The sequence below is a fragment of the Photobacterium indicum genome (genome assembly GCF_003026215.1).
Classification (GTDB): Bacteria; Pseudomonadota; Gammaproteobacteria; order Enterobacterales; family Vibrionaceae; genus Photobacterium; species Photobacterium indicum.
On sequence record NZ_PYOC01000010.1, the window covers coordinates 1 to 26,782 of the forward strand.

Annotated in this window: 31 protein-coding genes; 18 read left to right on the forward strand and 13 right to left on the reverse strand. The window is 38.5% G+C overall.

The window, feature by feature from the left end:
- Nucleotides 1-83: 83 nt before the first annotated feature.
- From C9J47_RS20525 to C9J47_RS20555, 7 genes are all read left to right on the forward strand, one after another.
- Nucleotides 84-449, forward strand: a complete 366-nt coding sequence (locus C9J47_RS20525; RefSeq protein ID WP_107255174.1) for a DUF5455 family protein — start codon at nucleotides 84-86, stop codon at nucleotides 447-449.
- Between the two features lie 9 nt (nucleotides 450-458).
- Nucleotides 459-1,532: a zonular occludens toxin domain-containing protein gene (locus tag C9J47_RS20530; RefSeq protein WP_107255175.1), complete on the forward strand. Its 1,074-nt coding sequence runs from the start codon at nucleotides 459-461 to the stop codon at nucleotides 1,530-1,532.
- A gap of 1 nt (nucleotide 1,533) precedes the next feature.
- A complete protein-coding gene (locus C9J47_RS20535; RefSeq protein WP_107255176.1) occupies nucleotides 1,534-2,754 on the forward strand; it encodes a secretin N-terminal domain-containing protein in 1,221 nt (406 codons plus the stop codon).
- A gap of 435 nt (nucleotides 2,755-3,189) precedes the next feature.
- A complete protein-coding gene (locus tag C9J47_RS20540) occupies nucleotides 3,190-3,591 on the forward strand; it encodes a TIR domain-containing protein (protein ID WP_107255177.1) in 402 nt (133 codons plus the stop codon).
- Entirely contained in the window at nucleotides 3,591-4,544 is a 954-nt protein-coding gene (locus tag C9J47_RS20545; protein ID WP_107255178.1) for a caspase family protein, read from the forward strand. The genes C9J47_RS20540 and C9J47_RS20545 overlap by 1 nt, the downstream gene beginning before the upstream one ends.
- Before the next feature lie 54 nt (nucleotides 4,545-4,598).
- A complete protein-coding gene (locus tag C9J47_RS20550; RefSeq protein ID WP_107255179.1) occupies nucleotides 4,599-5,117 on the forward strand; it encodes a hypothetical protein in 519 nt (172 codons plus the stop codon).
- A gap of 489 nt (nucleotides 5,118-5,606) precedes the next feature.
- Nucleotides 5,607-6,140 (forward strand): hypothetical protein, encoded by a 534-nt coding sequence (locus C9J47_RS20555; protein WP_107255180.1) that lies wholly within the window; start codon nucleotides 5,607-5,609, stop codon nucleotides 6,138-6,140.
- A 136-nt stretch (nucleotides 6,141-6,276) separates the two neighbouring features.
- Here C9J47_RS20555 and C9J47_RS27530 read toward each other — a convergent pair whose 3' ends face one another.
- Nucleotides 6,277-6,759 (reverse strand): DUF3653 domain-containing protein, encoded by a 483-nt coding sequence (locus tag C9J47_RS27530; protein ID WP_342749877.1) that lies wholly within the window; start codon nucleotides 6,757-6,759, stop codon nucleotides 6,277-6,279.
- Between the two features lie 91 nt (nucleotides 6,760-6,850).
- On the opposite strand from C9J47_RS27530, the gene C9J47_RS20565 reads away from it, so the two are divergent.
- The 5 genes from C9J47_RS20565 to C9J47_RS20590 all read left to right on the forward strand — a co-directional run bounded on the left by C9J47_RS20565 (nucleotide 6,851) and on the right by C9J47_RS20590 (nucleotide 10,403).
- Entirely contained in the window at nucleotides 6,851-7,360 is a 510-nt protein-coding gene (locus tag C9J47_RS20565; protein ID WP_107255182.1) for a helix-turn-helix domain-containing protein, read from the forward strand.
- Between the two features lie 831 nt (nucleotides 7,361-8,191).
- The gene (locus C9J47_RS20570) at nucleotides 8,192-8,464 is read left to right on the forward strand and encodes a type II toxin-antitoxin system Phd/YefM family antitoxin (RefSeq protein WP_107255183.1); all 273 of its coding nucleotides are present in this window, start codon (nucleotides 8,192-8,194) and stop codon (nucleotides 8,462-8,464) included.
- Nucleotides 8,457-8,720: a Txe/YoeB family addiction module toxin gene (locus C9J47_RS20575; RefSeq protein ID WP_107255184.1), complete on the forward strand. Its 264-nt coding sequence runs from the start codon at nucleotides 8,457-8,459 to the stop codon at nucleotides 8,718-8,720. The genes C9J47_RS20570 and C9J47_RS20575 overlap by 8 nt, the downstream gene beginning before the upstream one ends.
- Before the next feature lie 456 nt (nucleotides 8,721-9,176).
- A complete protein-coding gene (locus tag C9J47_RS20585) occupies nucleotides 9,177-9,833 on the forward strand; it encodes a Qnr family pentapeptide repeat protein (protein WP_107255185.1) in 657 nt (218 codons plus the stop codon).
- Nucleotides 9,834-10,007: 174 nt separating this feature from the next.
- Nucleotides 10,008-10,403, forward strand: a complete 396-nt coding sequence (locus C9J47_RS20590) for a cupin domain-containing protein (RefSeq protein WP_107255186.1) — start codon at nucleotides 10,008-10,010, stop codon at nucleotides 10,401-10,403.
- Nucleotides 10,404-10,482: 79 nt separating this feature from the next.
- Here the strand turns inward: C9J47_RS20590 and C9J47_RS20595 are convergent, their stop codons facing one another.
- Nucleotides 10,483-10,806, reverse strand: coding sequence for a hypothetical protein (locus C9J47_RS20595; RefSeq protein ID WP_107255187.1), 324 nt, complete (start codon nucleotides 10,804-10,806; stop codon nucleotides 10,483-10,485).
- A gap of 203 nt (nucleotides 10,807-11,009) precedes the next feature.
- On the opposite strand from C9J47_RS20595, the gene rpoS reads away from it, so the two are divergent.
- A complete protein-coding gene (gene rpoS, locus C9J47_RS20600; RefSeq protein ID WP_006229715.1) occupies nucleotides 11,010-11,885 on the forward strand; it encodes an RNA polymerase sigma factor RpoS in 876 nt (291 codons plus the stop codon).
- Between the two features lie 238 nt (nucleotides 11,886-12,123).
- Nucleotides 12,124-12,660, forward strand: a complete 537-nt coding sequence (locus C9J47_RS20605) for a YceB family lipoprotein (RefSeq protein ID WP_107255188.1) — start codon at nucleotides 12,124-12,126, stop codon at nucleotides 12,658-12,660.
- Nucleotides 12,661-12,707: 47 nt separating this feature from the next.
- Here the strand turns inward: C9J47_RS20605 and C9J47_RS20610 are convergent, their stop codons facing one another.
- Nucleotides 12,708-13,004, reverse strand: a complete 297-nt coding sequence (locus C9J47_RS20610) for a hypothetical protein (protein ID WP_107255189.1) — start codon at nucleotides 13,002-13,004, stop codon at nucleotides 12,708-12,710.
- 213 nt (nucleotides 13,005-13,217) lie between these two features.
- Entirely contained in the window at nucleotides 13,218-14,384 is a 1,167-nt protein-coding gene (chrA, locus tag C9J47_RS20615; protein ID WP_107255190.1) for a chromate efflux transporter, read from the reverse strand.
- Between the two features lie 478 nt (nucleotides 14,385-14,862).
- On the opposite strand from chrA, the gene C9J47_RS20620 reads away from it, so the two are divergent.
- Both C9J47_RS20620 and C9J47_RS20625 read left to right on the forward strand, forming a co-directional pair.
- Nucleotides 14,863-15,789 (forward strand): LysR family transcriptional regulator, encoded by a 927-nt coding sequence (locus C9J47_RS20620; RefSeq protein WP_006229711.1) that lies wholly within the window; start codon nucleotides 14,863-14,865, stop codon nucleotides 15,787-15,789.
- Nucleotides 15,790-16,194: 405 nt separating this feature from the next.
- Nucleotides 16,195-16,821, forward strand: a complete 627-nt coding sequence (locus C9J47_RS20625; protein ID WP_107255191.1) for an OmpA family protein — start codon at nucleotides 16,195-16,197, stop codon at nucleotides 16,819-16,821.
- 96 nt (nucleotides 16,822-16,917) lie between these two features.
- On the opposite strand, the gene C9J47_RS20630 is transcribed toward C9J47_RS20625, so the two are convergent.
- The gene (locus tag C9J47_RS20630) at nucleotides 16,918-18,030 is read right to left on the reverse strand and encodes a 1-acyl-sn-glycerol-3-phosphate acyltransferase (protein ID WP_107255192.1); all 1,113 of its coding nucleotides are present in this window, start codon (nucleotides 18,028-18,030) and stop codon (nucleotides 16,918-16,920) included.
- A gap of 272 nt (nucleotides 18,031-18,302) precedes the next feature.
- Between C9J47_RS20630 and C9J47_RS20635 the strand changes: the two genes are divergently transcribed.
- Nucleotides 18,303-18,980, forward strand: coding sequence for an AraC family ligand binding domain-containing protein (locus C9J47_RS20635; protein ID WP_107255193.1), 678 nt, complete (start codon nucleotides 18,303-18,305; stop codon nucleotides 18,978-18,980).
- A gap of 42 nt (nucleotides 18,981-19,022) precedes the next feature.
- Here C9J47_RS20635 and C9J47_RS20640 read toward each other — a convergent pair whose 3' ends face one another.
- Nucleotides 19,023-19,547 carry a hypothetical protein gene (locus C9J47_RS20640; RefSeq protein WP_245903558.1) on the reverse strand — a complete coding sequence of 175 codons (525 nt, stop codon included), beginning with the start codon at nucleotides 19,545-19,547 and terminating at the stop codon, nucleotides 19,023-19,025.
- 36 nt (nucleotides 19,548-19,583) lie between these two features.
- On the reverse strand, nucleotides 19,584-20,108 hold the full coding sequence (locus C9J47_RS20645; RefSeq protein WP_107255195.1) for a nicotinate-nicotinamide nucleotide adenylyltransferase: 525 nt from the start codon (nucleotides 20,106-20,108) through the stop codon (nucleotides 19,584-19,586).
- A gap of 213 nt (nucleotides 20,109-20,321) precedes the next feature.
- Between C9J47_RS20645 and nadE the strand changes: the two genes are divergently transcribed.
- A complete protein-coding gene (gene nadE, locus C9J47_RS20650; RefSeq protein ID WP_107255196.1) occupies nucleotides 20,322-21,158 on the forward strand; it encodes an ammonia-dependent NAD(+) synthetase in 837 nt (278 codons plus the stop codon).
- A 171-nt stretch (nucleotides 21,159-21,329) separates the two neighbouring features.
- On the opposite strand, the gene C9J47_RS20655 is transcribed toward nadE, so the two are convergent.
- From C9J47_RS20655 to vxrA, 6 genes are all read right to left on the reverse strand, one after another.
- On the reverse strand, nucleotides 21,330-21,839 hold the full coding sequence (locus C9J47_RS20655) for an HD domain-containing protein (protein WP_107255197.1): 510 nt from the start codon (nucleotides 21,837-21,839) through the stop codon (nucleotides 21,330-21,332).
- A 194-nt stretch (nucleotides 21,840-22,033) separates the two neighbouring features.
- Entirely contained in the window at nucleotides 22,034-22,222 is a 189-nt protein-coding gene (locus C9J47_RS20660; RefSeq protein WP_041395094.1) for a YoaH family protein, read from the reverse strand.
- Between the two features lie 70 nt (nucleotides 22,223-22,292).
- Nucleotides 22,293-23,498 (reverse strand): NnrS family protein, encoded by a 1,206-nt coding sequence (locus C9J47_RS20665; RefSeq protein ID WP_211321778.1) that lies wholly within the window; start codon nucleotides 23,496-23,498, stop codon nucleotides 22,293-22,295.
- 142 nt (nucleotides 23,499-23,640) lie between these two features.
- Entirely contained in the window at nucleotides 23,641-24,510 is an 870-nt protein-coding gene (locus C9J47_RS20670) for a DUF2861 family protein (RefSeq protein ID WP_170107553.1), read from the reverse strand.
- Nucleotides 24,511-24,539: 29 nt separating this feature from the next.
- Nucleotides 24,540-25,199, reverse strand: a complete 660-nt coding sequence (locus tag C9J47_RS20675; protein WP_107255198.1) for a response regulator transcription factor — start codon at nucleotides 25,197-25,199, stop codon at nucleotides 24,540-24,542.
- Complete coding sequence (vxrA, locus tag C9J47_RS20680) at nucleotides 25,174-26,613, reverse strand: sensor histidine kinase VxrA (protein WP_107255301.1); 1,440 nt, start codon at nucleotides 26,611-26,613, stop codon at nucleotides 25,174-25,176. Before vxrA ends, C9J47_RS20675 begins: the two co-directional genes overlap by 26 nt.
- Nucleotides 26,614-26,782 lie beyond the last annotated feature (169 nt).

Consider the following 26,782-nt stretch of genomic DNA (forward strand, 5'->3'; position numbering starts at 1 on the left):
CTGTATTTTTTAACGGCTTTTACCCTATTCGATATTTTATTTACGGGCATTGTGCCTGATCCAAAACGCGCGGGGCTTTAATCATGATTGCTTTACTTCCTATTCTTACGGGTATCGGTACCGCATTGCGTCTCCCTGCCCTTGTATCGTCAATCTTTGCTGTGGCGATGTCTGTTTTTGGCTGGTTCTTAACGTGGTTTACGAAAAGAACGGCGATGAATTTAACCATTATCGCTTTGGTGTCTGCGTTGGCGTTGGTCAACTTGCTTGCCTTGAAAGGTATTTTATCGGGCTTGTCGTATGTTCTCCCTCCAGGTATCTCTGAGGGGTTTGCCATGGTCATTCCTTCTAATGCGCCAGCTTGCCTTTCTGCTGTGTTTTCCGCTCGGGTTATTCGCTGGGTTTGGGAATGGAAAGCATGGGCTATTGCGTGGATGAGTCACGTTTAAGGAGGTGTTATGGCTGTTTATGTTGTAACAGGTAAATTGGGTGGCGGTAAGTCCATTATGTCAGTGGCGCGTATTCAGGAGCGTTTACAAAAAGGCTGCAAGGTCGCGACTAATCTGGATTTGAACTTGGTGGCATTGCTAGGACGAAAAGCCAAACAGAGCCGTGTGTTACGTGTGCCTGATAAACCTTGTCTGGATGATTTACTCGCCATTGGTAAAGGCAATATCACACTTGGTAAACCCATCTTTGATGAAAATAAAAACGGCTTATTGGTGCTTGATGAGTGTGGTACTTGGTTTAATTCTCGGTCTTGGAATGACAAAGGCCGTCAAGAGATTATCAACTGGCTGCTTCATGCGCGTAAATTGGGCTGGGACATTATTTTTATTGTTCAACACCTTTCAATCATTGATAAACAAGCGCGTTTAACCTTGGCTGAGCATGTGGTTTTTTGTAAGCGAACTGACCGCATTATGATCCCTTTTCTTGGTACGTTAATCAAAGCATTTACAGGTAATGCGGTTCGATTGCCCAAGGTACATATGGGTATTGTGAAATACGGTGACGAACAAAATGCGCTGACGGTTGACCGTTGGAGTTGTTGGGGCGCGGGGTTGTACTCGGCTTACGATACACGACAAGTTTTCTCTCATAACTATGAGCACGGTGTGTTCTCGTACTTGCCGCCTTATTACACCAATTACCGCTATCGCGTGCCAATGAATATAAGGAATCTCATGCGTATTACTCGTATCTATTTAAAAAAAGTTTCTCGCCCGTTGGCGTTCTTGGCGGGTATCACTGTCTCCTACTTCATTTTTGATTCAGGTGATGACGGGATTATCTCGCAAGCAGTTGCCAGCGTTGAATCGGTGGATGTCTCAGCGTACAAAAATTATAAGATTGTGTCTTATTCTAAAATGCCCAATGCCACGCCTTTCTATACGCTCAAGCTCGACGATAAAACCATTACCTCAGACACTCTCACGAAACTGGGATTAACTCTAACTAACGTGTCTCGCTGTCAGTTGAAGATCACCAACCAAAAGCAAGAATCACTTTCTCTAACGTGTGGGCGCTAATATGAAACGTTTCTTTTTCCTTGTTGCTCTAGTTCTTGCCCTGCCCGTTAATGCCAAGTTAATTGACGGATTTGAGGCGCACAATATGCCGATTACTGAATTTGTCGATTGGTACTCTGATGCGTTGAAATTGAATGTGATTGTCGATGATGGTGTTAAGGGTGCGGTGTCCTTCTCTGCACCTGAATTAGACACCAACGACTTTCAGCCTTTTGTTGATGCGGTACTGGTTTCAAATGGCTTTAAAATGACGCCTGATGACGGTTTTTACCGTCTATCACTGGTCGGTATCAATGATTCAAAGAAAGATGAAAAGCTGGTTATCGTACCGCCAGTGACAAAGTTCTATGATTTGAATTATGTTGAAAACGTTAAGATAAGTGACTTGATTCAAGCGGTATTGACGGCTTATTCAAAAAATACAGGCGAGATGCAAACCGCCTACTCGGTGATTACCTTACCCAACATCAACGCGATGATTGTTACGGGGTCACCTTCTCAATTGACGCAAGTTGATAACCTGATTACGCGTATTGATGTCAGACGTAAACAGGTGTTGATTGATGCGGTTGTAATGGATACCCGCCTTGGTGACAGTGAATCTATTGGTGTCAGTTTAGATGTGCTGTTAGAGAGCGCGGGATTTCGTTTGATCTCTAATCCGGTGGCGTCGATTAAAGAAACCTTTAAGGGTGGCAATATCATTTATGACAAAGGTGATGTAAGTGCCCTCGTCACGGCCATTACGCAAAATCAGAATACTAAGCTCTTATCTAAACCGTATCTGTTGGTGATGGATAGAGAAAAAGGCTCTATCAATGTGGGTCAGAACGTGCCCTTCTTAGTCTCCACTGAAACTTCAAACAATGGTTCGTTAGTGCAGAAAATAGAAAGGCAAAATGTCGGGCTGGGTTTGAGTGTTGTACCGCATATTGTGAATGATTCCGTGGTTCTCACGATTAACCAAACATCATCGAGCGTGTCTGACAGTGATATTGCCTCCGATATTATTACCAACAATCGAGAAATAAACACAGTGGTTCAAGTACTGGATGGTCAATCTATTATCTTGGGTGGTTTAGTATCGGATGAGTCGAGAAAATCAGAATCAGGTGTGCCGTTATTGAAAGATATACCGTGGATTGGTGGGCTATTCAGAACGACTTCTGACAAGTCGGTAAGCTCTCAAATGTCCGTGTTAATCAAGGTCACGGTAATATAGCATTTCTGGTATGTTATTTTTTGACGTATCAGTATGTCATTTTTTAACGTACCTTTTTATTTACGAAGTCTACCTTCGCTTAGTTCCTGAGCTTCACAAAATGGCGTAGCCATATAAGACCACTCTCTATAGTCCAATTTTTCGGCATAGTTTACTGGTCGAAACCGCGACAGGCTCAAAAATCCACATAACCGCCCTTCATACTGCCAAGCCGCTCTTACTGTTAGATAAACCACTAAAGATATGATTTTTAGTGGTTAACCTTAAAATCATCATGAATCTGAATTGATAACATGATCAATATCATATGCACTGATGTTGGTAATCCTCTTTTGGGTGTTTTTTGTATAATTAACCATACATAAAGAGCTAGAATAGTGATAAATGATCGTTAAGTACCAATTTTGGTAGAACTTATAATTAAGGTGATTACAAATGAGTAAAACATATCGTTTATTTATTAGCCATTCTTGGAATTATGATAAAAATTATCAAAAAGTCGTTGAGATGATTACTGACCAAGGGATTAGCTTTTATGACCATTCAGTCCCTAAAGATGATCCAATTCATACAGATGGGACAGATGCACAACTTCATGATGCAATAGAAGCTAAAATGAAAGGAACAAGTTGCATCTTAATTTTGGCTGGTATGTACGCAACACACAGCAAGTGGATTAATAAAGAAATTAAAATAGCGCAAAGTTATGGAAAAAAAATAATAGCAATTGAACCTTGGGGAGCAGAGAAAACTTCAAAGGTAGTAAAGGATGCATCACACAAAATTGTCAAATGGCAAGGAAAATCAATTGCTGATGCTATCAAGGAGTTAGGTTAATGCGTAAAGCTTTAGTTGTAGGTATCGATCATTACGATTCTATTTCTAATTTGTTTGGCTGTGTTAATGATGCCTATTCAGTAAAAAGTGTATTAGAACGACATGGCGATGGGTCATTAAACTTTAGTATTAAATTAATAACAGCTACAAATGAAGATAGCAAAATAACTCGTAAAGAGCTTAAGCATCAAGTTAAAGAGTTATTCGAAGATAATAGTGACATAGCATTATTTTACTTTGCTGGTCACGGGCATATCGAAAGTACTGGTGGTTATCTTATGGCATCAGATAGTGAAGACGGTGACGATGGTTTTCCATTAGATGAATTATTAACAATAGCAAATGCCTCTCCAGCTAAAAGTAAAGTTATAGTTTTAGATAGTTGTCACTCTGGAATTGCTGGAAGTCCGGTTGTTAGCGGTAATAATGCATTACTAGCTGAGGGAATTACTATTTTAACTGCATCGAGTGCCAGTCAATATGCGCAGGAAAAAAATGGTTCTGGTGTGTTCACTAGCTTGTTTGTTGATGCCTTAAGTGGAGGTGCATCTAACCTAGTTGGTGATGTTACACCAGGTAGCATTTATGCACATATCGACCAATCTCTAGGACCTTGGGAACAAAGACCTATATTTAAAACTAATGTTAGAAATTTTACAACCTTAAGAAAAGTACAGCCTCCAATTCAGCTTTCTGACCTAAAAAAGATAACTGCTTTATTTGATAATCCAATCGTTGAATTTAAATTAGATCCAAGCTTTGAACCTGATTCTGAAGTGGCTAATGAAGGGAACACTGAGCAATTTGCTATTTTACAGAAATTCAATCGTATAAACTTAGTCGTGCCTGTAGGTGAAGATCATATGTACTATGCCGCTATGAATTCTAAATCATGCAAATTGACTGTTCTAGGTGCGCATTACTGGAACCTTGTTAATAACGAACGCATATAGCGTTTTCTTTTACCGTTCGAATAAGAACGACTTTTTAAAGTCGTTCTTTGTTTGATGTTGTTATATACAAAGGAAGGTTACATCGAAACTTTAGAATATTTGAAAGATCGATACGTAGAAGAACAAGCGCGCTTTAATCATTTTGAAGCAAAATGTTCAAAATTATTAACTTTTCTGACTGGGGTTATTGGTGGTTTAAGCATTTGGGCTGGATTCGTTAAAAGTACTCTTTTTTCACCATCAACTCCTGTTAGTTGGATACAGCTATTTCTATTTTGTTTAGCGTTAATTTGTATAGCATGTGCATGGGGACACTCACTTTTGGCTATTAAAATTGGTGACTGTCCCGTTTTACCGAAAAGTGGTGCTGCAGCTATGTATATACAAGAATCAACAGAACAAAAACGCTGTGAATATATATTTGAGTGCTACGTTGGCACATTATCACAATTGTCTGAAGTGATAGATAATAAATCAATCAACCTAGAGCATGCATACGATGAGCTAACTTATAGCGCTTGGGCTTTAGGTATACTAGGAATAGTAACTATTGGAATGGAGATCATAATATGACAGATAAGAAAGTCCCTCAAAACAAGAATGAGAAACCTGCAACAACTGAATATGTTAAACGGTCAAAAGAGCCCGTAAATAACAAAAAAAATAATAGTCGTTAATCATTAAAATGGAGAAAAAGAGATGTCAGATAATAAAGTTCCTCAAAACAATAACCAAAAGCCGCCAACAACTGAGTATGTTAAGAAATCTAAAGAGCCAGTAAACAACGATAAAAAGTAAAATTTCAAAATAATTAGGGTGATGCGTTACACTTTACGTTTTGACGATGGAGTAAATCATTACTCTTACTCTTCAATTCGTTAGGTGTACGTATACCTTATAAGCCTATGGAAGGAGTGAAAATATTTGAGCTTTACATGAATCAACAGCGAGCACCATGCTAGTTTGATCTTTAAGTTGTTGTGTAGATACTTTTATATGCCCTTATATCGTTGAAGACAGTATTATACCTTTCAATAGTTTCGACTCGAGGAGAAATATTATATGGGGAAATCAATTTTTTTGAGTTATCCACGTCCTTACAATGATGAGCAACAAGCTTTTATAGATAGTTTGTCGGTATATTTGTGTCAGCGTGGATATGAGCCAAGAACATTAGGTGTTACAGATTATGATATGGATGCTCCACTTAAAGCGATAAGGAGACTGATGTTAGAGTCTAACGGTCTCATAACTATAGCTTTTAGAAGAGCTCAAATCATAGAAGGTATTGGAAAACCAAATACTTCGGATGTATATTCGCTAAACGGTAAGTGGTTAACAAGCCCTTATAGTCACATTGAGCCTGCAATGGCTTTTCAAATTGGTCTTCCGGTATTAATAATACGAGAAGTTGGTGTCATAGCTGACGGTATTTTAGAGCAAGGTGTATTGGGGACATATATGCCAGAGTTTAACTTGGAAAACTCCCCAACTGAATACCTTGAATCTAATGAGTTTGCTCAGGTTATTCGTAAATGGGAGTCACAAGTAGAGCGTGTAGTTGAAAATAAAGGCAGTCCTCCTCAATTGTACTAAAGATATGAAGTTATCAAATTTACAGGGTTCTTTGATAATCTGAGAGTTAAAAGCTGTTGGATAATAAACTAAGCAACAAAGTTTGATGAAAACTAACAGTCAACACCCTGCTGACTGTTAGGATGAGAGCTACTGATTAACTGCTTCTGCGGCTCTTCGGTAGTTCTTTCAACTGCCTTGCTGTTCTAATTATTTTAGACATGTACTTCCTATCGCCTTCGGCTCCAATTTCAATTAAAGCATTTCCCGTTATTATCCTGTCAGGTGTCAATCCCCAACCACTTGGCGTTATTAACTCCCCTTTAGCCATACGCCATTGCCTCCAATTATCATCAATTGAAGACAATTCCCGTCCAGAATAAAGTTTCATTAAGCGTCTACACTCTGGAGGAATCGGCTTTCCATCATCCCATCCCGTGACAGTCCTCACACTTTTAAAACAAAGTTCTGCTGTCTCTTTAATACTTAGCTTGCACAAGTACATACGAAAAATGAAGTTATCAGTTATTTGGTTACTATTATTCAATTGGACACTATTTTTAAAGCAATAGATTAAACCAGAATATGTAACTCGTTTAACATAACGAACCATAATGCGCACTGGGCTTGTAAGAACCATTTAGAAGTGTCATGTTTGAGCCAGTTAGAAATGTCATGTTGAACTAACTTCAAAGCACCATTTACTTGATGTGTGTTCTGGAGCCAATGAGATGTTGTTAACCATGACTGATGATGAGTTGCTACGAATAAAACTGATCCAAGATATTTGCGATAAACGTATCACTGGCGTTGAGGCTGCCCGCATCCTCAGTTTGAGTAGCCGACAAATTTATCGCTTAGTTAAGCGTTTTATCACGTTGGGCTCTAGCGGCTTACTGTCACTTAAACGTGGTCGTCCCAGTAATCATCGCCATGATGACAAAGTAAAATTGCAAACATTAGCCATCGTCCACGAATATTACGCTGATTTTGGGCCCACGCTTGCTCATGAGAAATTGGCTGATGTCGACCAAGGCCAAGTGGTTGATAATAAACGGCTTGGCGCGGTATTGAAATTTGCCCAAGAAAAACAACAAGAGTTCGATCAGCAACAAAAACGCAGCCGCAGTAAAAGCGCACCTAAACGGACAGCCCAACAACGAGCAGTACAACAGCTGCGGGGAATCAACCCAGCCTTAGCCAGCCCTGAAACGTTCAAACCGAGCACCAAGAAAGGCTGACTTCCCTACTCTCTAACCTATTTCTAAGCGGGATGAACTACCTTAAAAAGAGACATTTTAATCTGGGAATAAAGCAGGACACTTTAAAACGGGATAAACAGGGAGGGTGTAGCCGCAAAGCTAAAGTGTCTCTTTTACTGCAAAGCGAAAAATGACACCACTGGGCGTTTAACGAACTTGCGTTTCAGTGAGACTGAAATCTGCCTTTAACTACATGGTAGCTACTCGCGAATACATTGAGCTGATGAATAAAAAAGCCCGCGGCCTATAGGTTTACGGGCTTTAAAGAATTTGGCCTAACACACAAAATTTAATGAATAACTGGCTCAATGACAATCACACCACAAATACATGTAACGATCTCCCGCTCCTCATCGACTAAAAAGTCTTCGTCTTGTCCACACTCTGGACAAGGTTTAACTCAATTTTAATACCATACATACCGAATCCTTAATTAGCGCCTAAGAGTATAAGTAGCACGAACATAGCAATACTAAAAAAGCTTAATAAACAAACAGCTGCTATCGATGTAACTATCACACAACCATACAGTTTGCCATACTATATATTAATATCCTCTCATAAAAAGGCAGTAATTGACAATAAACATATTGTCTTTTACATCATCTCACACGCATATTGTTCCTGCTCATGTGCCACTTTTTTAATTATCATCGTCGTTAGTTTGGGGCTATTGGTATTAGCTGAGGTTCATATCTCGTTAGAAGCCTTAAAGCTAATCACTCATCATATTTCACGCGAAGAATTAGTTGTACTTATTATTGTACAATAATATACTATTCCTAAATATACACACCAATGGTGAATTAAATGGAAATCTACACTTACTCAGAAGCTCGACAAAACCTGAAGTCTGTAATGGATAAAGTTGAATCAAACTGTGAAGAAGCAATCATTCATCGTCGTGACGGTGAGAATATGGTTCTAATGAGCGAGTCAGAATACAACGGCTGGGTTGAGACAATGAGAATTTACTCTAACCCTGCTCAACGGAAGCACATTGAAGAGTCTATCGAACAATTCAAATCTGGTGATGTAAGTGTCTTCTCGCTTGAAGAACTTGAGCGATTATCTAATGACTAGGCTTATAGCGTTCAGTGTCAAATCACTTGCTGACTATAACGAATGGGCATTAATGGACAAAAAAGTGTTCAAGCGCATTGGTAAGCTAATTGTATCTATCCTTCGCGACCCATACCAAGGTGAAGGAAAGCCTGAACCACTCAAACACAATCTGTCTGGTTATTGGTCGCGTCGAATAACGCAAGAGCACAGGTTGGTTTACCAAGTAACCGAAAACCACATAAACATAGTCTCGTGCAAAGAGCATTACAGCTAATCACTACACATACAAAAAACAGAATGGCTTCAATCAATAAACCGTATTGTAATTGGCTATATATGAAAGATTAAGTTTTCTTTGGCTATTCTTCACCCTATCCAGCTTTCGCTTATCCCTAATTCTCTTCCTATGTACATTCTCATTAACCGTTTACATTCCGGTAGTATCTCTGACTCACACTTTAAAACACAACACGTAGTGACGGTGTAACTAGCAAAGCTTACAACTTGAACCTGTCTACCCTTAAAATCCCATTTCACCCTGTAAGAAGGCAAACTTTTTTCTTCGGTTGCGGTTGCACTCAATACGCCTAACGCCTAACTACAGCCTCATTTGACACCTTAAATTGGCGATTTGAGCGATTTTAACTTACTGTTTTCCATGAGGTTATTTTTGTTGGTGCAATTGATGTTAGGTGATAATCTTCGGATTCAATATTAGCGAGGAATACTTATGGCAAAAGATTACGAGGTATTTAATCAAGTCGATTTTTCTAATCAAGATCTGAGTGATTCATATTTTAAGGGATGCAAATTTTTTAGGTGTAACTTTAACCGCACAAACCTAAGAGATGCTAAATTTGATGACTGTGTCTTTATAGAGCAAGGTGCTATTGAGGGCTGCCATTTCGATTATAGTGATTTGCGCGACTCATCGTTTAAGAACTGCAAACTTTCATTATCTAATTTCAAAGGTGCTAAGTGTTTTGGTATTGAATTTAGAAGTTGTGATTTAAAAGGCGCTAATTTCATACAAGCAAGCTTCTCGAACCAAATTAGCAACAGTATGTATTTCTGCTCGGCTTATATCACAGGCTGCAATCTCTCTTACGCGAACTTTGAACGACAATGTATAGAGAAATGTGACTTGTTCGAGAATAGGTGGATTGGTGCTAATCTGCAAGGCGCTTCATTAAAAGGGGCAGATTTAAGCCGTGGTTCATTTTCTGAAGATTGTTGGGGCCAGTTTAATATACAAGATTGTGACCTCAGTAATTCAGAATTAAACGGCTTAAACCCACGAAAAGTTAACTTAAGCGGTGTAAATATCTGTGTATGGCAACAAGAGCAATTACTTGAACAGCTTGGGTTAATCGTATTGCCTAATTAATGTATGCGGTGCGTTTAGTGGATACATCGTAGCGCACCGTTAACAATATTGTGGCAAACAAAAAGATGTTAACGCACTTGGATTTTTTGAACTACCTTACATAGTAGTTTTTGGCTAGCGCAGATGTTTACACGTTCTCGAATGCTGTTCTCCACTTTATATAGGTAGTTATACATGATTAGACTTCTTACATTGACTCTTTTAGCTGTGTCGATTAGTGCCAATGCTGCAACGTCTACAGATTTGGTAAAAAGTACGACAACATGGGATGGTCATAAACTTCCACCCTATTCACTTGTGCAACCAGAAGTGACTATAAAAGAAATCATAATAGAACCAGGAGAAAAACTGCCATGGCACCAACACCCTGTTATAAACGCAGGCGTACTGATCAGTGGTGAGCTAACGGTTCATGCAGAGGAGAAATCGTTAAAGATGAAAGCGGGTGATAGCCTTGTTGAATTAGTTAACACCTCTCATTATGGTGAGAATACAGGTAAGGTGCCGGCTAAAATTATTGTGTTTTATCTGTCAGAAAAGAATCAAAAAGTAACAGTATTGGATAAGTAACCGTTATTGATAAAACGCAATAATAACGTTGCTTAAAGCGATCGATATACCTTAAGGAAATGCGGTAATTAAACGTTCGTTAATCGAGTAACCAAGTAGAAAGCGAAGCCCTTACATCAGAACAATGCCCAAATAGCACTAAAGGTCTATTTGGGTAGTCTTGATCTTTTAACTGACTAATTTGAATAAATGTTTCAGCTTTTACGTCAACATGGCTCACCAGAACCCCGCTATCATGTTGAAATATAAGGTTATTTCTTGTTGCGAAAATTAAATCATCTGCTGTATATATTATTTTTTTATCTGAGTTTGATATGGTGCAGATGATGGGAAGTTCCTGAGCTACAACGCTAGAGACTGAAAACAACATCGACGCTAGAATTATCCCCTTAAATATCCGCATAATTATACCTATATACCTTTGATAATAAGAAACGTGCAGCGTTACTTATCAGGTTAACGTCTTTAGACCAAAGTATTATACCTATTTATCAAGTTATTATACTCAACGCGTAGTATATGTAATGACGGTGTGTTAATGTTTCTAGGTGTTACAGATAAGTATACAATAAGTAACGGCGTGTAATTTAGAGTTAGGGGAATGATATGGAAATCAAAAAAGCTGAGACTCAAACTTTTGACGCAGATGTAATCCAGCTCTATTTGCGAGAAATCGCTTTAAAGCCTCTTTTAACTAAACATGAAGAAATTTTGTATAGTCGAAAAAGCCTTACTGGTGACAAAGAAGCCAAAAAAGTTATGATCGAGAGTAACTTGCGTCTTGTTGTTAGTATTGCCAAGAAGTATCGTGGAAGTGGCATGCAACTCAGTGATCTAATTGATGAAGGAAATATTGGTTTAATTACTTCAGTTGAAAAATTTGACCCAGAGCGTGGATTCCGTTTTTCTACCTATGCGACATGGTGGATTAAACAAACTATCGAGCGTTGTATTCATAATCAAGCGCGTACAATTCGTCTTCCTGTTCATGTTTCTAAAGAAATTAATACAATCATTAGAACGCATAAGCAGCTAATGAAGAAAAATAACCAAGAGCCAACACGCGAAGAAGTCGCTGAAAAGTTGGAACGTAGTGTTGATGATATTTCTTCTGTATTAGCTTACGATGCCCCTATTGTTTCTTTTGATCAAACAATTAACGACGATGCTAATTCGCAGTCAATCTCAGTCTTTATTGCTGACGACTCTTCTGATAAGCCAGAAAGCCAAGTCGACAAAGACGATATAAAAGGCCTTGCTTTAGCAATGCTAGAAAACTTAAACCAGCGAGATCGTGAAATTTTGTGTCGTCGCTTTGGTTTACTAGGCTATGAAGTTCAGACGCTTCAACAAGTTGCGAATGAAGTGGGCTTAACCCGCGAACGTATTCGTCAGCTGCAAGTCAGTTCGTTGAAAAAGCTGAAAAATACGCTAGAAAGAGATAATTACGACTTAGAGTTATTGTTTGCTCAGTCTGCTTAACGCATATATAGAAAAGCATCTAAATAATTAGGTGCTTTTTTTATATATCTTAGAAGTTACACCGTAGCATTCCCTTTCTAAAATAGTCTCGAGCCTCCGTTTTATACAAATAAATGCTTGAAAAACACCCAGATAACGCTTGTTTAAGCAAATTATTAAATTTGTGATAGAAATATAAATGATCAATGCTGATAATTATGTAGTTACTTTAATTCATTTGTATTGAGTAGGCCTTATTTTGAAATACATTATTATTTTGTTGGTACTGTGTGTATCTGGATGTGCAAGTTACAGTGTCACGGAGGGTGAAATTCAAGATTATCTCGATAGCCGCACAACTTTTGAAAGAACAGTTGGAATTAAAGGTATCGCTCACGCCAATGTTCAGTTTAATGATGTAAAAGTGGGAATTGGTCGCGTTGCAAATGATCGCGTAAATCTTTCATCAAAAGCGCAAGCAGAAATTATGATAACAGGGCAACCAAAACAATCTGTAGAAGTTGATATTGATTTTAGTGCTATTCCATTTTATGACAAAGATGAAGGTGCTATTTTTCTGAAAGATTTAAACGTAGAGTCATTGAATGTAACACCCGATAACCTTGGAATTTTTGCTAATAAACAGCTCATCTCACCCATTGTTAGTATTGTTGGGCAAATATTATCTACCCGCCCTGTCTACCGTTTAAATGAAGATGATTTCAAAGAATCATTGTTGAAGACAGCTGGACCAGAATTGAAAATCAAAAATCATGAACTTGTTGTAGGGCTTTAACGTCGATTAAAATAGGCTCGCTCGTTAAGGAGCCTATTAATGAATACCTATTTCGTTTGTTTAGACTGCTCTAGAAAATTCGTACCTGCAGCTTCATCAATAATATAAACAGCTCGCTCTGCTTCGAATGCTTTTTTCATTGCTTCTGCTGCATAATTCCGAACAGTTTTACCTTGCGTTGTAACCACTAAAGTTATGATCATAAAAATACTAAAAACGGTACAAACAGCCGTTACTACCATTTTTTTCATCACGCGTTTTTCTGATTCTCGCAATTCACTTCGCACCATTTCAAGTACATCATAATTGGTCAAATTTGGACGAACCTTTCTATTAAGCGACATAATACCAAGCCTTTTTATTATTATTAGGCCGAATTATATCAACAACAACTTAACGATAGCTTAATCATATGCTTACTAAACATATAGTGATAAATCATTGAATTATACCGTATTATTTATTTCACTCAGTATAGTTATAGTGCATTAGAGTGGAGTTATAAGCTACATAAAACCGTAACTTATAACTTTCATACTGTTGGTACCGATATCACTTTAAATCAAAGCATCCGTCACTACTTTATAAACAACAAATACCACGGCAAGTAACCATACTGGGCATCGTTTGTATTTCAATAATGCATAGCCGGTGATGACTGAAAAAATATCAAAAATAGAGCTAATCGATGTAGTGATAACAGGCGTAACAAAAGCGCTGCCCAGTAAACCAATAACACTAGCGTTAACCAAAACAATAGATACTTTTAATCTTGAGTGACTAAACAGCGCTTTCCAAGCGGGTAAAAAAGCAAATAGCAGTAAACAACCTGGCAAAAATACGGCAACAGTTGCGAGAAAACTACCGAGAATAGGCATAGAAGGTAATGCAGATGCACCTAAATAACTCGCCATTGTAAACATTGGGCCAGGAACTAACTGTGCAGCAGCATAGGATGTTAAAAAAGTATCAGGCTCAACCATTCCTTCCATCATTGGCTCTAATAAAGGTAAAACAACATGTCCTCCCCCAAATACAAAACTACCCGCCTGATAGAAAACATTCATCAGGTTTAACGCTTCTGCCTGATTTGCAACCAGAGGTAGCCCGATAAGTAATCCAACAAATACCGAGATTATAAAAACATTAGGACGAATAGGATCGTTCTTTATGGCCATAGTATTTACAGCACCATTTGTATTCCTAAAAGACATTAAATAACCGACTAAGGCTGCAATCATAATCGGGGCAACTTGCCCAAGTAGACCAGAACTAAAGAAGACCCAAATGGCCGTTAGGCTTGCAACAAATAAGGTAAGTAATGACGTGACATTCTTTTTCGCCATCCCCCAAAGCGCATCAGCAACCACAACAACGGCCAATAATTTAGCGGCATGAATGACGGTTTCAATAATCGCCATTCCAGTTACTTGGTTATTAGCGATTGCCAAAAATGTTAGCAAAACGAAAGAAGGCAGCGTGAATCCAATAAATGCTGCAATCGCCCCCAAGTAACCTGCTCTTTTAAATCCTATGTACATACCCAGCTGACTACTAGCAGGGCCAGGTAAGAACTGGCACAAAGCGACAGCATGAGTGAAGTCATTTTGTTTTAACCATTTTTTATTTTCAACAAACTCTCGTTGAAAATAACCAATATGTGCAGCTGGTCCACCGAAACTATACAAGCCAAGCACGAAAAAATTCCACAAAACGTTGAGCATATTACCTCCTAGAAAAAGATATTTTACGCCACAATAAACAATTAATTAAATCGTTTGAAATGATAGTTTCCATGCTTAATTTTAATAGTTAAAAACCGATAAATATCCATAATGTGAATAAACAGAGCACGCATTGTTATTAAGTTACGAAACACACCCGCCAACCGTGCACACGCAGAGACAATAATAGTATACTACTGTTTTTAAAGGAATAAATACCATTTCAGATATTTATAAATTAGCCGGCCGCCTGAATGCTAGTGCATGAAAAAGTAGTCACTAACAAAAAGAAGCAATCAGAGTATTTAAAATTTGACTTAGCTGGGTAATATTTTATAAATTCAGAATTAGTTGCCTTCTACCTTCTTGATAATGCGTTTATTTGGTTTGTTACGGTGTGACATTTATTCTCTGTATTATTAATGTCTTACATACATCAGTGTTATAATCGAAATATTGATAATCAAGGTTCTTCCCTATGCTAGAAAATCTTCAACAAATGGTGATTCTTGCCACCGTCGGTAATGAACAAAACTTCACTCGTGCTGCCGAGCGTCTTGGTATTTCCAAATCACAGGTAAGTAAACAAATTCGTTTTCTTGAGGAAAGGCTTGGTTGTCAGCTTGTTCAGCGAAGTACAAGAACCGTTGCTTTAACAGATATTGGTTTGCAGTATTCAGAGTATGGGCAACAACTTGTCGATACAGTAAATGAAGCAGAAGCAATGGTGGCAGGTTATAGAGATGAAGTGAAAGGCGTATTGCGTGTTGGCGTTGCTCAATCTTTTGGAAATTCAAACATCACGTCAGCCTTAGCCGAATTTCAAAAAGCACATCCCGATCTTGAACTAGAGGTCAGCTTATTTGATCACCGCCCTAACCTACTTGAGGAAGGTTTCGATTGCTGGGTGGCAATTCATGAACACCCACCTGAAGGTATGGTCGCACGCCGATTAGCCAACTGTAATTTTGTTGTTGTTGCCTCTCCTGAATATCTTGCCGAGCATGGTGTACCTCAACTACCCGGTGATTTACGACGTCATAACTGTATTACTTACCAAAGCCGTGAGCGCAAGTATGTAAATTGGGAATTTACACGTGATGGTGTACACCAATCGATTCGTGCGCGTGGTAATTACCGTATTGATAATGCCCCTGCAGTACTTGATGCGGCGACAAGTGGCTTAGGTATAGCGTACTTATCGACATATCTAATCACCGATGAATTGGTTAATAATAAATTAGTACAGCTTTTGCCAGAGTGGAAAGCAGACGTTGAATTACCGATTTATGCCGTCTATCCAAGACGTAAATACCTAGCGCCGAAAGTTCGAAGTTTTATTGATTTCATGGCTGAACGAATGGCCAAACCGCCCTTTAAAGAACTCAATCCAATTACTTCATAACCTCATCAATTAGAAAGGTGATTTCTTGTCACCTTTTATACCCAAGCTACCTCAATATGCAGGATTCAGAGTGATCTCAGCGTGTTTAATTCGAGGAAAATGTGTGTAGGAATGGCATTCCGCTGGAGTAAAACAATAAGTGCAACACATTTGACACAGAAGTAGATACGCTGAATCACTCCCGAAGGGCGAGTTTTGTTGGGCTCTATGCGGTGTTACTTATTTTCAACGTAGAACGACTAGGTCTATAAATAAGCGCCTTGCCTAGAGCCCAACAAATTCTCGCTGAAACGAGCATTTTGAGGTAACTTGGGTATACAGAACGCACATGATTCTCAATTATTCAGTTGTGCTTTCCTAGATATGATCTAAACCTAAAAGATAATCGTCTTAGTTTAGGTTGATATGCGTGCTTTCAATTATTTATTTACGAGCTCTATAATCCTAATAAGTTGCGTATTTTTATTCGCTTGCACAGCTACTGGCGAAAAAAAAAGTGACGGCGTCACTGGAAGGTCACAGGGTAACACTGAAAACACAACATCTTCACTGAATATTTATACGTCAAGTAATGAACTTAACACCTCTCGTAACTCAGCGGTTGTCACTGACTCTATAACATATACAGCAACACCTGATGCAAGTATTCTTCTTGCTCAATTACCCGAACAAAAAGAGGTAATCTACTTCGATAATATGAATTATGAATTATCGGTGAAAAATCAACAATTACTAGACCCTATTGCTTTACGCTTAAAGCTTCATCCTGATAGTTACTTAATCGTGATTGGTCATAGTGACGACGCTGATTCAAAAGAAGAAAACCTTGTCTTATCATTTGAGCGCGCCTTCAGTGTCGCTATTTATATATCATCTGTATTTGGAATCGAAGAAGAAAGAATTCAAATTATCGCGCTGGGTGATGATGAACTTATTAGCAAAGGTAATTCAGAACAAGAACGGCGGTTAAATAGACGAGTTGAAGTGATATCACCAAAGGCGATCGTAAGAACACTTAATACAAAAGATTAATACCAGATTACTTTGCCTTTTACCGATAAAAAAAGCGGTCAACCTAATAGGCTGCACCGCTTTTTAAATTCAAAACTGTATAATCAAAAAACCGAATTAGCTCTCTATCTGCTTACGGGCTGGATATGCGTACATATCTTTCAAAATAGTAGCAACACCTAAAGGTAACGGAGATAACTTTTCATCAAATTTCGCTTTTTCTTCAGGTGTAACGCTGTCATGTTCGATGCCAGCAGCAATATAGTTAGCAGGAAACAATCTGTAATTCGTCGTTATCTGGCGATCAATCTCTACCGCTAGCTCTTCTGGTGTTTCAATAGGATCTTTGATTACATCACCAAAACTCACATGTATACGTCGTTTCTGACCAACGATACCTTGGATAATGCTATCTATATCTTCGAGTTCACCTTTTTCATAGCTTCCTGATGTCTGCTTTTGATAAAGCTCGTTGGCTTTGGCTACATCACATGGATCATTCTCATAAGAAATAGCAATGGGTACGATATTCAAGCTCGGCATGAATTCAGTAAAAGACTGCTTACGTTTACGTCCTTCCATAAAAAACATTTTTAAAATGGTAGGATCCGTCTTGTCGTTACCATCTTTAGCGCGCCCTTCTTTCTGAGCAATCCAAACAGGGTTACCTGTTTCTAAAGAGTTTGAAATATAACTAGACAATAAACCCAACGATTTGAGTACTTCACGAGGTGCTTTTGCAGAACGTTTAACAATAAAACTTTTATTTAACCGCATAAGTTCTGTAGCGCACGGTTTCTTGAGTAAATTGTCACCAATTGCAATTCGTACAGTATTGAATTTTTCGTGAAACATGCACCAATTCACCATCGCAGGATCCATTGCTATATCACGATGATTCGATACAAATAAATACGCTTGATTAGGGTCTAGTTTATCGAGGCCTGAAAATGTTACACCATCACATGAGTGCTTGATTGTTGCGTGCATGTATTTTGCAACTTGCTGCTGCACATCTTCAACTGTCTTAACATTTGACCATTTGTTAATTAAAAAACGTTTAATTAACGGAATCAATAACCATCCGAGTACACCGGAGAATTGAGGAAAACGGTAATTCAAGATTGCCGTTGTAAATTCTTTATCATTAACGAGTCGCTGAATAGCATCGCTCACTTCGTCATCATTGTATGGTCGAATTTCTTTATAAATATCGTTATCTGTATGCACAATTATGCTTCATATGAGGAGGAAACCGCGTTATTTTACGCATAAATTAACATTAACCCAATGGGTTGATGCAATAACTGTGAAGGTAAGAGGTCTTACCAGATAGTTAAGAGGAATTTTTAGCCACTTTACCGTTTTTTCGCACCATACATTAGTATATTTACCAGCATTTAGAAACAAAAGTCACCATTTTTCCATCCTTTGAATCTAGCTTATTGACGATAAAGCCAAAACAGAACAATATGTGCAGGCAATTTTGTAAGAGAATCCGTATGAAACAAGCAATTGAATTTACCAAAAACGAACAAACTTACCTTCATGTTGGCCCTCGCCGTAAGAGCCATTCGTCGTACTTTATCGTTATAACTAAAGGTTCGGCTTTAATCCGCTTAGGCAAACAAGAATGTTTGGTGACACAAGGCACTGGTTTCTGGGTACCTTTCGATTGCCTTCACGCGTTAACAGTGCTACCAGGTAGTCACTACTTTAAAGTCGAATTTTCGGTGCGCCTTACAACTCCACTTTGTCGAGAAGCTGGCTTTTTTAAAGTCACTGAGTTAATGAGCGCCTTGCTGGTCGAGCTAACAAAACTATCTGAAAAAACACAAGATTGGGATAGTTCTTTTGGTCGATTACTTCGTGTGATTGCCGATCAAGTGTCAGAATTAAAAGTTAGCAATAAACACGCTTCGCCTCATTTAACGAAACATTATAATGACGCATTAGCATTGCTACTAACGGGTGAAAAAGTTGTCGATACTGCCGCTTTGAATAAAATAACGAAACTCATTGATATTACTATTCATGAATTTCAAACCTGTATTCTGCTACGTGAAGCCGTAAAGCTATCTCGTTCAGGTCGTAAGGCATCGCAAATCGCAGAAACACTCAATACTAACGAAGCGACACTAAACGCATTGGCAATATCAGTTCTTGGTGAACAATTTTAATTGCGTTTCAATTCATAATAAAGCGATGAAAATATCGCTTTATTATTGAAATGGAATTTCTAACTGAAGAAATACATCACTAAGATCTTCGTCGTGCCATCGATAATCAAACCTGAATCGTGGCGACTTGCCATCTTCTCCACCAATGCCAAAACTCATCTGTAAACCGTGACTTTTTATCCAGTCTTGCGCATCAGCTAAATTATCAAGATCCATGTCATCATATTTATTTGGAAGCCAAACACCTAAGCCATAAAAAGTTGATTCTTTCTGTTGGACTAAGAATGGAGAATCAACAGCCATATCTTCAGACCAGTCATTCCAGAACTCTCCGCTTGAAGGTGTCTTATCAATTTGCCAATCAATATTGGGCTTAGCTTGCGTTTCCAATAATAAATCATCGTCATTCGATACTGCCAAACTAGAGCAAGACCGAAGATACACCTGTTTTTCATCATCAGAAAATGATGCGAGTTGAGCTTCGCTATAGGGATTACAAGGTAAAGCAAGTACGTCCCAAGAAATGAGCATAATAACAACTGATAACAGCGTTAATAATTTAATCATGCAACTATTCAAAGTACTCCTTGGGCTTAGTATCCATTATCTAAACGTAAAACGTTTTTCTTCCGATAAAAGTGTAGCGACTTTTGGTGTTGTTAAGTGTGAAATATCACTCTTTTTGACAATTTTATCACGAATGACTGTACTCCGAATATTTACCGTCTCTGGGCATGCCAATACTTGCCATTTAGACAGTATTTGTTCAGCTTGATAAAACTGACTGAATTTCAGGAAGTTATCAGGGCCAATAACAAAGGTTAGCGAAGCGTTTGGGTGTCTTTTCTGTAATTCAACTAAAACGGCATAGGTTGTTATTGACTCATCCCCTATCGCCATTTCTTCTTCTAACCGAGATAATGTCAGGTTTTTTTGTCCAATATCACTTATAAAGGCCTCTACAAGTTCGCAACGCGCACTGTAATCTAGCATTACTTTGCCCCAAGCATGTGCAAAACTAGGCAAAAGCAGCACTTGATCAAAATGCTTTAAACGTTCTAAAACAGATTTATGCCCCAAACTCGGTGGATTAAATGCACTACCAAAGATGGCGATAGATTTTGTCATTAGTAAAATGGCCTCTTTTTATACTATTTCAGAACATAATAAGTGCAGATGCAAAGAAATATCGTTAATTTTGATTTTATTCATAATTCGGCATTGATCCTGCTATAGAGTTATCGCATGATTTTGATAAAGGTTTAATGTCTTGATGTGTTTTTTTTCATTAAATCGCTTTAGTTGATTATATTTTGGGCAACGCCCTGAGGATTCATTAACATGGAACAGCTTATTCGTGCAGAGATGCACGTATTACCAGAAATTGATGTCGATTTTGAAATTCAGCGCCGTGTCGCATTCATTCAAAAGAAGATGAAGGTATCAGGATGTAAATCAATTGTACTTGGTATAAGTGGCGGCGTGGATTCAACAACGTGTGGTCGACTAGCACAATTAGCTGTTAATGGTTTAAATGATGAAAGCAATTCATCAACTTACCAATTTGTCGCTGTTCGCCTGCCTTATGGTGAACAACATGATGAACATGAAGCGCAAATGGCGTTATCTTTCATCAAACCTTCACACAACGTAAGTGTGAATATTAAAGATGGTGTTGATGGCATACATGCAAGCACACTATTCGCGCTTAGAGACACAGGGTTAACACCCGAAAATGACGCTAAAATTGACTTCGTTAAAGGTAATGTTAAAGCTCGTGCTCGCATGATTGCTCAGTACGAAATTGCAGGTCTTGTAGGCGGTTTAGTATTAGGTACAGACCACTCAGCAGAAAACATCACAGGCTTCTATACTAAATTTGGTGATGGTGCATGTGACCTAGCCCCTCTTTTTGGTTTAAACAAGCGTCAAGTACGTCTTATCGCGTCTAAACTAGGTGCTCCTGATGTGCTTGTGAAAAAAGTACCTACCGCTGACTTAGAAGAATTAGCTCCGCAAAAAGCAGACGAAGATGCACTACTCGTTAGTTATGATCAGATCGATGACTTTTTGGAAGGAAAAACTGTTGATAGTGAAGTGTCTGAACGCCTCATTAGTATCTATAAAATGACCCAACATAAACGCCAGCCTATTCCAACAATCTACGATGACGAATAATCGTTTATAGGTTCAGTGTTAATTCTTGCATGATTTCAATATAAAAAGGCTTTCGAGGAAAGCCTTTTTATTTCACTCTTCTTCAGTGAAAAAATGCCATAAAACATACGATTCAAGATAAGCAACTCAAGTTAAACAGTTAACGACCTACGGGTCAGCTCATTAAAAGTACTAAGCACGACGTTCGATTAGCGTATCCAGCTCCCACCAAATAGCTTCACATAACCCTTTACGATAAACGGCTTGCTTAAAGGCATTATGTTCTTGTTGGTACATTTTGAAATGAGCTTCTGAAGCTTTCTTACTTGCTCGTACATTGGCAAGTCGATCACAAGCTTTAACAATTAGGGCTAATCGACCAGCTTCTTCATCGATATCAAGTGAGGCCAACCGCTGGTTGATTTCAATTTTACGTTTCATACGATCCGTTAATTTTCCATCAGTCATATACTTCACAGCATCTGCAACCAGAAAACCAAAATCTGCGGCTAATTCATCAACACTTGTTTCTGTGTCTTCAATAACATCATGCAACTGCGCAACAATCATTGCATTAATACCAAATGGGCTTGCGAGACGAGATACCGTTTCAAGATGAGAATAATAAGGTCGCTCGCCATACTGTTGCCCAACATGCTTTACTCGGGCTAATGTACGAGCTTTTAAATAACGGTTATTCATCCTACCTCCTCAACCAAAATCAGCATACTAACAAGGTTAGCCATCATTCAAACTGTATGATATTCCAGCAGTATTGAATTTACTAAACCCATATGAATGGTATGAGATTTTACTCACATTTTGTACAAAAAAACGGCGCCAAAAGCGCCGTTAATCATTTATCGCATGAATGTGACTCAGTTTTGAGTCAGGTGTTACTCTTCGTCGTCTTCAGTTTCTACGACTTCTTGTACACCACGTTTTTTAGCGTCTGCTTCTCGAATTTCATGAGCAACAAGCATGATAGCCTCACCACTACTGAGACCTTTTGCCATGAGGTCATGAATACGGTCAGCGGCTACTTGTTGCTCTTCGTGGTTCAGTGTAGGTGTATTATTAAACATGCTATCTTTCTGCTTATCTCAATTGGATTGACATCTTAGGTGCAAATCTGCATTTTGTCACTTTATTAACTTAACCTGGGCGTCCATCAACACGTGGTTGAGTTAATATTGGAAAATAAACAATACTAAAAATTGTAAATGCAACGGCCCATAAAACCGCAGAAACAACATAACTGTTTAATATCATTGTAGGTACAAGCGAAACCATTACTGTACGAACAAGCGTTGCGATAATTAAGGCTAAAAATGCAATAATAATCCAGCGACCAGCCTGTAAAGAACGACCTGTATGCCCTAACGATACTCTTGAGATCATCGCAAGAATCATACAACCAATACCACCAACAGTAATAAAATGTAGTGCTACACTGTAACTAATATCACCCGTTAAGAAGTGAAAACCTAGCATAAACATACCAATAATCATAAACAAATACGCAGCATGTAAAGACCAAAGTAATGGCGTTTTAAGCGTTTGAAACGTTCTCCAGCGTACAAATCGAATCAAATGCGTTAAGCCCGTAGCAAAAAATAATGCAGGTAATGTAACTTGATTAATCGCATCTTGTAGAGGCAGTAAGACATTCGCCAATAATAACCAACTTGGTATCATCGCCAATAGTTCTATTGCTTTGACCCGCGTAATTTGAGCAGTGTCAGTACCTCGCCATGTAAAGAATGGAATAACACGTCCACCTACAACAAGTACAATCACAGATATAACGGTAACAACAGAAAGTGAAACGCCGCGTAAATCAAAATCAACAAAACCTAATACCATGAAGTGAAGGTACGCATTAAGTAGTGTCATCAGCAGTAAGAGCGGTACAAAAAACAAGTTATTCCACTGTTTACGTAAAATAAGTGGTTTAGCCAAAAAATACGTCGCTAATGGAACCCATGTAAGATCAATGACCATCCAAATGATATTCGCGGTACCAAAGAGCAAACCAACACGTGCTATTGCCCATAAAAGAAATATACTCGCTAATGGCCAACCCCTAACACCTGGGCTCCCTGTCCAGTTTTGAACAGCAGTTAGCAAAAAACCAATGATAATGGCACCGGTAAAGCCAATCAGCATTTCATGGCTGTGCCACCAAATTGGATTTCCATACATTAACATTGAAACATCTACTTTACCTGACCAAAAAAATGCCCAAATAATCATCGCTATAGCGGAAAAGATACTCGCACCTAAAAAGAATGGGCGAAAAGCCAATCGAAAAATGGGTAAGATGCGCTGTTCTTTTTCGTTATCTAAAATCTGCATCATTTCTGAACCTTACTTTGTACAACTATAAACATGCATAAATGATACACCTTTAAAGATGTAATTAAAATACCTGTTTATAATTCACTTTGTATAATTTGCTTTAAGCATAGAGAAATACAGAAATGATAATGTTCGATAAAAATTAAAAACTCGGGTAATCAACGGGCCGTGTTATACGCTGAATATCCAATATTGATATTTCACCCTGCCAGCGACTTTTAATCAACCCCACGCTTAGCCAATAGCGTCCATCTGGTACATCAATTTTAGGTAATGTTGTGGGAAGTTTACCATCAACTTCTTCCGTCCAAAGTGGTGTCCACGTTGTATCATTTAAATCGTATAAATTAATCGATAAGATACGCGACGGGCATGCAGGATTAGGTAAGCCTTCCTGTTCTATACGCCAATTTTTACTGTCTCTCCATCCTAGGCTTTGTTTTAATGCTGGCTCAGATAAAACAACCCAACTAATCCAATCTTTCTCACCATTAGCTTTAACTGTGATCTTATAAACACCTGAACTTAACGGCTTTTCCATACGACGAGCTTCTACTGAAAAGTACCCTCCCTCTTGGATAGAAGGTGTACTGACGATAATGTTATCTTCAGGCCATTTAGTGAAGGTTATTTCTGAAATTTTACTGCGCGTTAAACCAACAATCGATAATTTCAACATCACCTGATTGAGATTTTGAATAACTTCTCGCTGAATAGACAGTTTTGATAACCAACTAGGCAGCGCTTTTTGCTCAAGACTGTGTCCGCAATCTTCAGTGATCGCAAATTCAAGTAATTCATTAAGATTCGCTTGTTGCTCTGTATTGGGTGCTTGTTGCCAAGCTTGAATTATCGAATCAAAGCCTGCCGATGTATTCCCTTCAAGTATTCTTTGATGAGAGGTTGTATACAAATCTTGCCCATTAAACCACTTTGCCAGTACACTCGGCGTGTATAACACCGAATGTAATAACAAGACGGAAGACGTTATCGAAAGCTTCTTCATAATCATTAGGATCTTATTATAACTGATGCATCAGACTACGATTTCATCCGGTAACCAACACCACGAAGCGTTTCAATCTCTATACCTATCAATTTCTGACGTAGCTGCAAAATATGCGTATCTACAGTACGTGTCGTCGGATAATGATTGTAGCCCCAGACTTGATCTAATAATTCATCACGGGTAAAAACACGCCCTGCATTTTTGGCTAGAAAAACCAGCAATTCAAACTCGGTACGCGTTAGCGTGACAGTGTCACCACCATGATTAACCTCTCGACTTTCCATATTAATGGATATTTGACCAACCGTTATGATGTTTGCAGCCAAATGATCATCTTTACCATTTCTAAGGTGTAAGCGAATACGAGCAAGAAGCTCCTCTTCAGCAAAAGGTTTTGTTAAGTAATCCTTCGCACCTGAATCTAAGCCTATGACTTTATCTGTAACTGACACCATGGCAGTTAATAGGATAACAGGTACATGTTTAATCGATAGCCAGCCGCTTAAAAAGTCTAATGAATCACCTTCTGGTAATTGTCGGTCTAATACAACAAGATCTGCATCAGGCCATAAATCGGCAACTTTATTAGCACAATCAGCATATAAACATGTGTAGCCAGCTTGCTTTAAGCTTTCGAGTAAACCATCAGCAAGGTTGCGGTCATCTTCAACCAAGAGCAGAGTTTGATTCACACGGTATCTCCAAAATAAACGTTGTAGGTGGACCTTCAAGTTTGAGGCTTCCACCCATTCTACGAATCATCGATTCAACGATTGTAAGCCCAAGCCCAAGCCCTTTTTCACTGACAAAAGGCTTTCTTAATCTAGCCCAATCTTTAGGACCCAATAGCCCATTATCTTGAACTCTTACAATCAACTTTCCATTTTTGAATGATGACGTTAATGTAATTGGCGCATCGCCATATTTCTGGGCATTCGACAATAAGTTGTCAATACATGTACCCAGCCAATAAATATTCAATTTTACGCTCTTATCTTCTGATAAGAGCAGTTTTACATCATAAGGTTCACTTATATATTCAAGCCATTCATTAAATGAATCTACCTGTTGAACACTTAACTGTTGCTGATTAGCTTGAAGGTAATCTTTACTTGCCTCGGCAAGCTGACGTAAACGTCTAGAATCTTCCGTTAATCGCCTAAATTCATCATAAAGAGATTCAGGTAACGCATCAAAATTTCGACGAAAGCCTTCAACTGTCATCGCTAAACTTGCTATAGGAGTGCGAAGTTCGTGCGTCAAAATCTGTAACACCAACATTCTTTCTTGCATCGCTCTTCGACGGATACGCCAGCGATACAAAATCCACCCTATCAATAGGCTTACGTTAGCAACCAACAGACCAATTAACAAATAAAAGGTCAAATAGGACTTATCATCCTCTTGCCAACAAATGTTACCACTCTTGGCTAAGCAAAAATCAGTATTACTTAACCGCTTAAAATGTATATCATAACGATTTAACACTACCGACCAAGTCGGTTGATCATAAATATGGTATTCGTTCCCACTACGAACCCATAACTCGCCATTGGAGATAAAAGAATCAGCACCCGAATTGAATACTCTGATCTCTTCATTATTCATTCGCTGTAATCGCCCTAACACCGAGTTTGTTGGTGCCAAGTGACGTTCTTGTATGTGTAAGTAATCTGCTAAAACAGTACTATCTTCAGGGTGCTTCTCTATATAACGGTAAGCATAACTACCACCACCTGGGTGAATATACCCTGAACGCGAGAACCACCCTCTAGGTAAAGCGGTGTTATTACAAAGTGCTCGTACAAAAACAACGGGCTGAGTAACCAAAGGGCTTACCGGCCATGGTCCTTTACACGTCTGTGCGTTTTTATACAGACGCTTCATTGAAGATAAAGGGTACTTCGCAGACTGCGGTAGTAAATTCGACAATAAAATTAATGGTGTCGGGTACTGGCTTTGCAGCTGTCTAAAATCGTACGTTGCTAGAGGATCACTTGTAAGTAAATCTGAACGCACGGCATTCAAACGATCAGGTAAAGTTTGCACATCTGCAAAACTAAAACCTGAGAATATGAGTGAGACTAACAATACATACTTTTTCATCATCAAAGCTTATCATTCAAAATAGTTATAATGTCATAAATTTGTCAATAATTTAAAGCGGTTACGTTTTAATCAATGGTCATTCATTGGCAATTACATTTTAGCATCACGTTCCGCATTCCCTTATAACAATTTTCTTTATAACAACAGACTTATGGTCGTTAGTGTC

Excerpts from the sequence above, each read along its gene's own strand:
- C9J47_RS20525 (WP_107255174.1), top strand. The coding sequence starts at position 84 with ATGATTGCTTTACTTCCTATTCTTACGGGTATCGGTACCGCATTGCGT.
- C9J47_RS20530 (WP_107255175.1), top strand. The coding sequence starts at position 459 with ATGGCTGTTTATGTTGTAACAGGTAAATTGGGTGGCGGTAAGTCCATT.
- C9J47_RS20535 (WP_107255176.1), top strand. The coding sequence starts at position 1,534 with ATGAAACGTTTCTTTTTCCTTGTTGCTCTAGTTCTTGCCCTGCCCGTT.
- C9J47_RS20540 (WP_107255177.1), top strand. The coding sequence starts at position 3,190 with ATGAGTAAAACATATCGTTTATTTATTAGCCATTCTTGGAATTATGAT.
- C9J47_RS20545 (WP_107255178.1), top strand. The coding sequence starts at position 3,591 with ATGCGTAAAGCTTTAGTTGTAGGTATCGATCATTACGATTCTATTTCT.
- C9J47_RS20550 (WP_107255179.1), top strand. The coding sequence starts at position 4,599 with ATGTTGTTATATACAAAGGAAGGTTACATCGAAACTTTAGAATATTTG.
- C9J47_RS20555 (WP_107255180.1), top strand. The coding sequence starts at position 5,607 with ATGGGGAAATCAATTTTTTTGAGTTATCCACGTCCTTACAATGATGAG.
- C9J47_RS27530 (WP_342749877.1), bottom strand. The coding sequence starts at position 6,759 with ATGGTTCTTACAAGCCCAGTGCGCATTATGGTTCGTTATGTTAAACGA.
- C9J47_RS20565 (WP_107255182.1), top strand. The coding sequence starts at position 6,851 with ATGTTGTTAACCATGACTGATGATGAGTTGCTACGAATAAAACTGATC.
- C9J47_RS20570 (WP_107255183.1), top strand. The coding sequence starts at position 8,192 with ATGGAAATCTACACTTACTCAGAAGCTCGACAAAACCTGAAGTCTGTA.
- C9J47_RS20575 (WP_107255184.1), top strand. The coding sequence starts at position 8,457 with ATGACTAGGCTTATAGCGTTCAGTGTCAAATCACTTGCTGACTATAAC.
- C9J47_RS20585 (WP_107255185.1), top strand. The coding sequence starts at position 9,177 with ATGGCAAAAGATTACGAGGTATTTAATCAAGTCGATTTTTCTAATCAA.
- C9J47_RS20590 (WP_107255186.1), top strand. The coding sequence starts at position 10,008 with ATGATTAGACTTCTTACATTGACTCTTTTAGCTGTGTCGATTAGTGCC.
- C9J47_RS20595 (WP_107255187.1), bottom strand. The coding sequence starts at position 10,806 with ATGCGGATATTTAAGGGGATAATTCTAGCGTCGATGTTGTTTTCAGTC.
- rpoS (WP_006229715.1), top strand. The coding sequence starts at position 11,010 with ATGGAAATCAAAAAAGCTGAGACTCAAACTTTTGACGCAGATGTAATC.
- C9J47_RS20610 (WP_107255189.1), bottom strand. The coding sequence starts at position 13,004 with ATGTCGCTTAATAGAAAGGTTCGTCCAAATTTGACCAATTATGATGTA.
- chrA (WP_107255190.1), bottom strand. The coding sequence starts at position 14,384 with ATGCTCAACGTTTTGTGGAATTTTTTCGTGCTTGGCTTGTATAGTTTC.
- C9J47_RS20620 (WP_006229711.1), top strand. The coding sequence starts at position 14,863 with ATGCTAGAAAATCTTCAACAAATGGTGATTCTTGCCACCGTCGGTAAT.
- C9J47_RS20625 (WP_107255191.1), top strand. The coding sequence starts at position 16,195 with ATGCGTGCTTTCAATTATTTATTTACGAGCTCTATAATCCTAATAAGT.
- C9J47_RS20635 (WP_107255193.1), top strand. The coding sequence starts at position 18,303 with ATGAAACAAGCAATTGAATTTACCAAAAACGAACAAACTTACCTTCAT.
- C9J47_RS20640 (WP_245903558.1), bottom strand. The coding sequence starts at position 19,547 with ATGATTAAATTATTAACGCTGTTATCAGTTGTTATTATGCTCATTTCT.
- C9J47_RS20645 (WP_107255195.1), bottom strand. The coding sequence starts at position 20,108 with ATGACAAAATCTATCGCCATCTTTGGTAGTGCATTTAATCCACCGAGT.
- nadE (WP_107255196.1), top strand. The coding sequence starts at position 20,322 with ATGGAACAGCTTATTCGTGCAGAGATGCACGTATTACCAGAAATTGAT.
- C9J47_RS20655 (WP_107255197.1), bottom strand. The coding sequence starts at position 21,839 with ATGAATAACCGTTATTTAAAAGCTCGTACATTAGCCCGAGTAAAGCAT.
- C9J47_RS20660 (WP_041395094.1), bottom strand. The coding sequence starts at position 22,222 with ATGTTTAATAATACACCTACACTGAACCACGAAGAGCAACAAGTAGCC.
- C9J47_RS20665 (WP_211321778.1), bottom strand. The coding sequence starts at position 23,498 with ATGATGCAGATTTTAGATAACGAAAAAGAACAGCGCATCTTACCCATT.
- C9J47_RS20670 (WP_170107553.1), bottom strand. The coding sequence starts at position 24,510 with ATGATTATGAAGAAGCTTTCGATAACGTCTTCCGTCTTGTTATTACAT.
- vxrA (WP_107255301.1), bottom strand. The coding sequence starts at position 26,613 with ATGAAAAAGTATGTATTGTTAGTCTCACTCATATTCTCAGGTTTTAGT.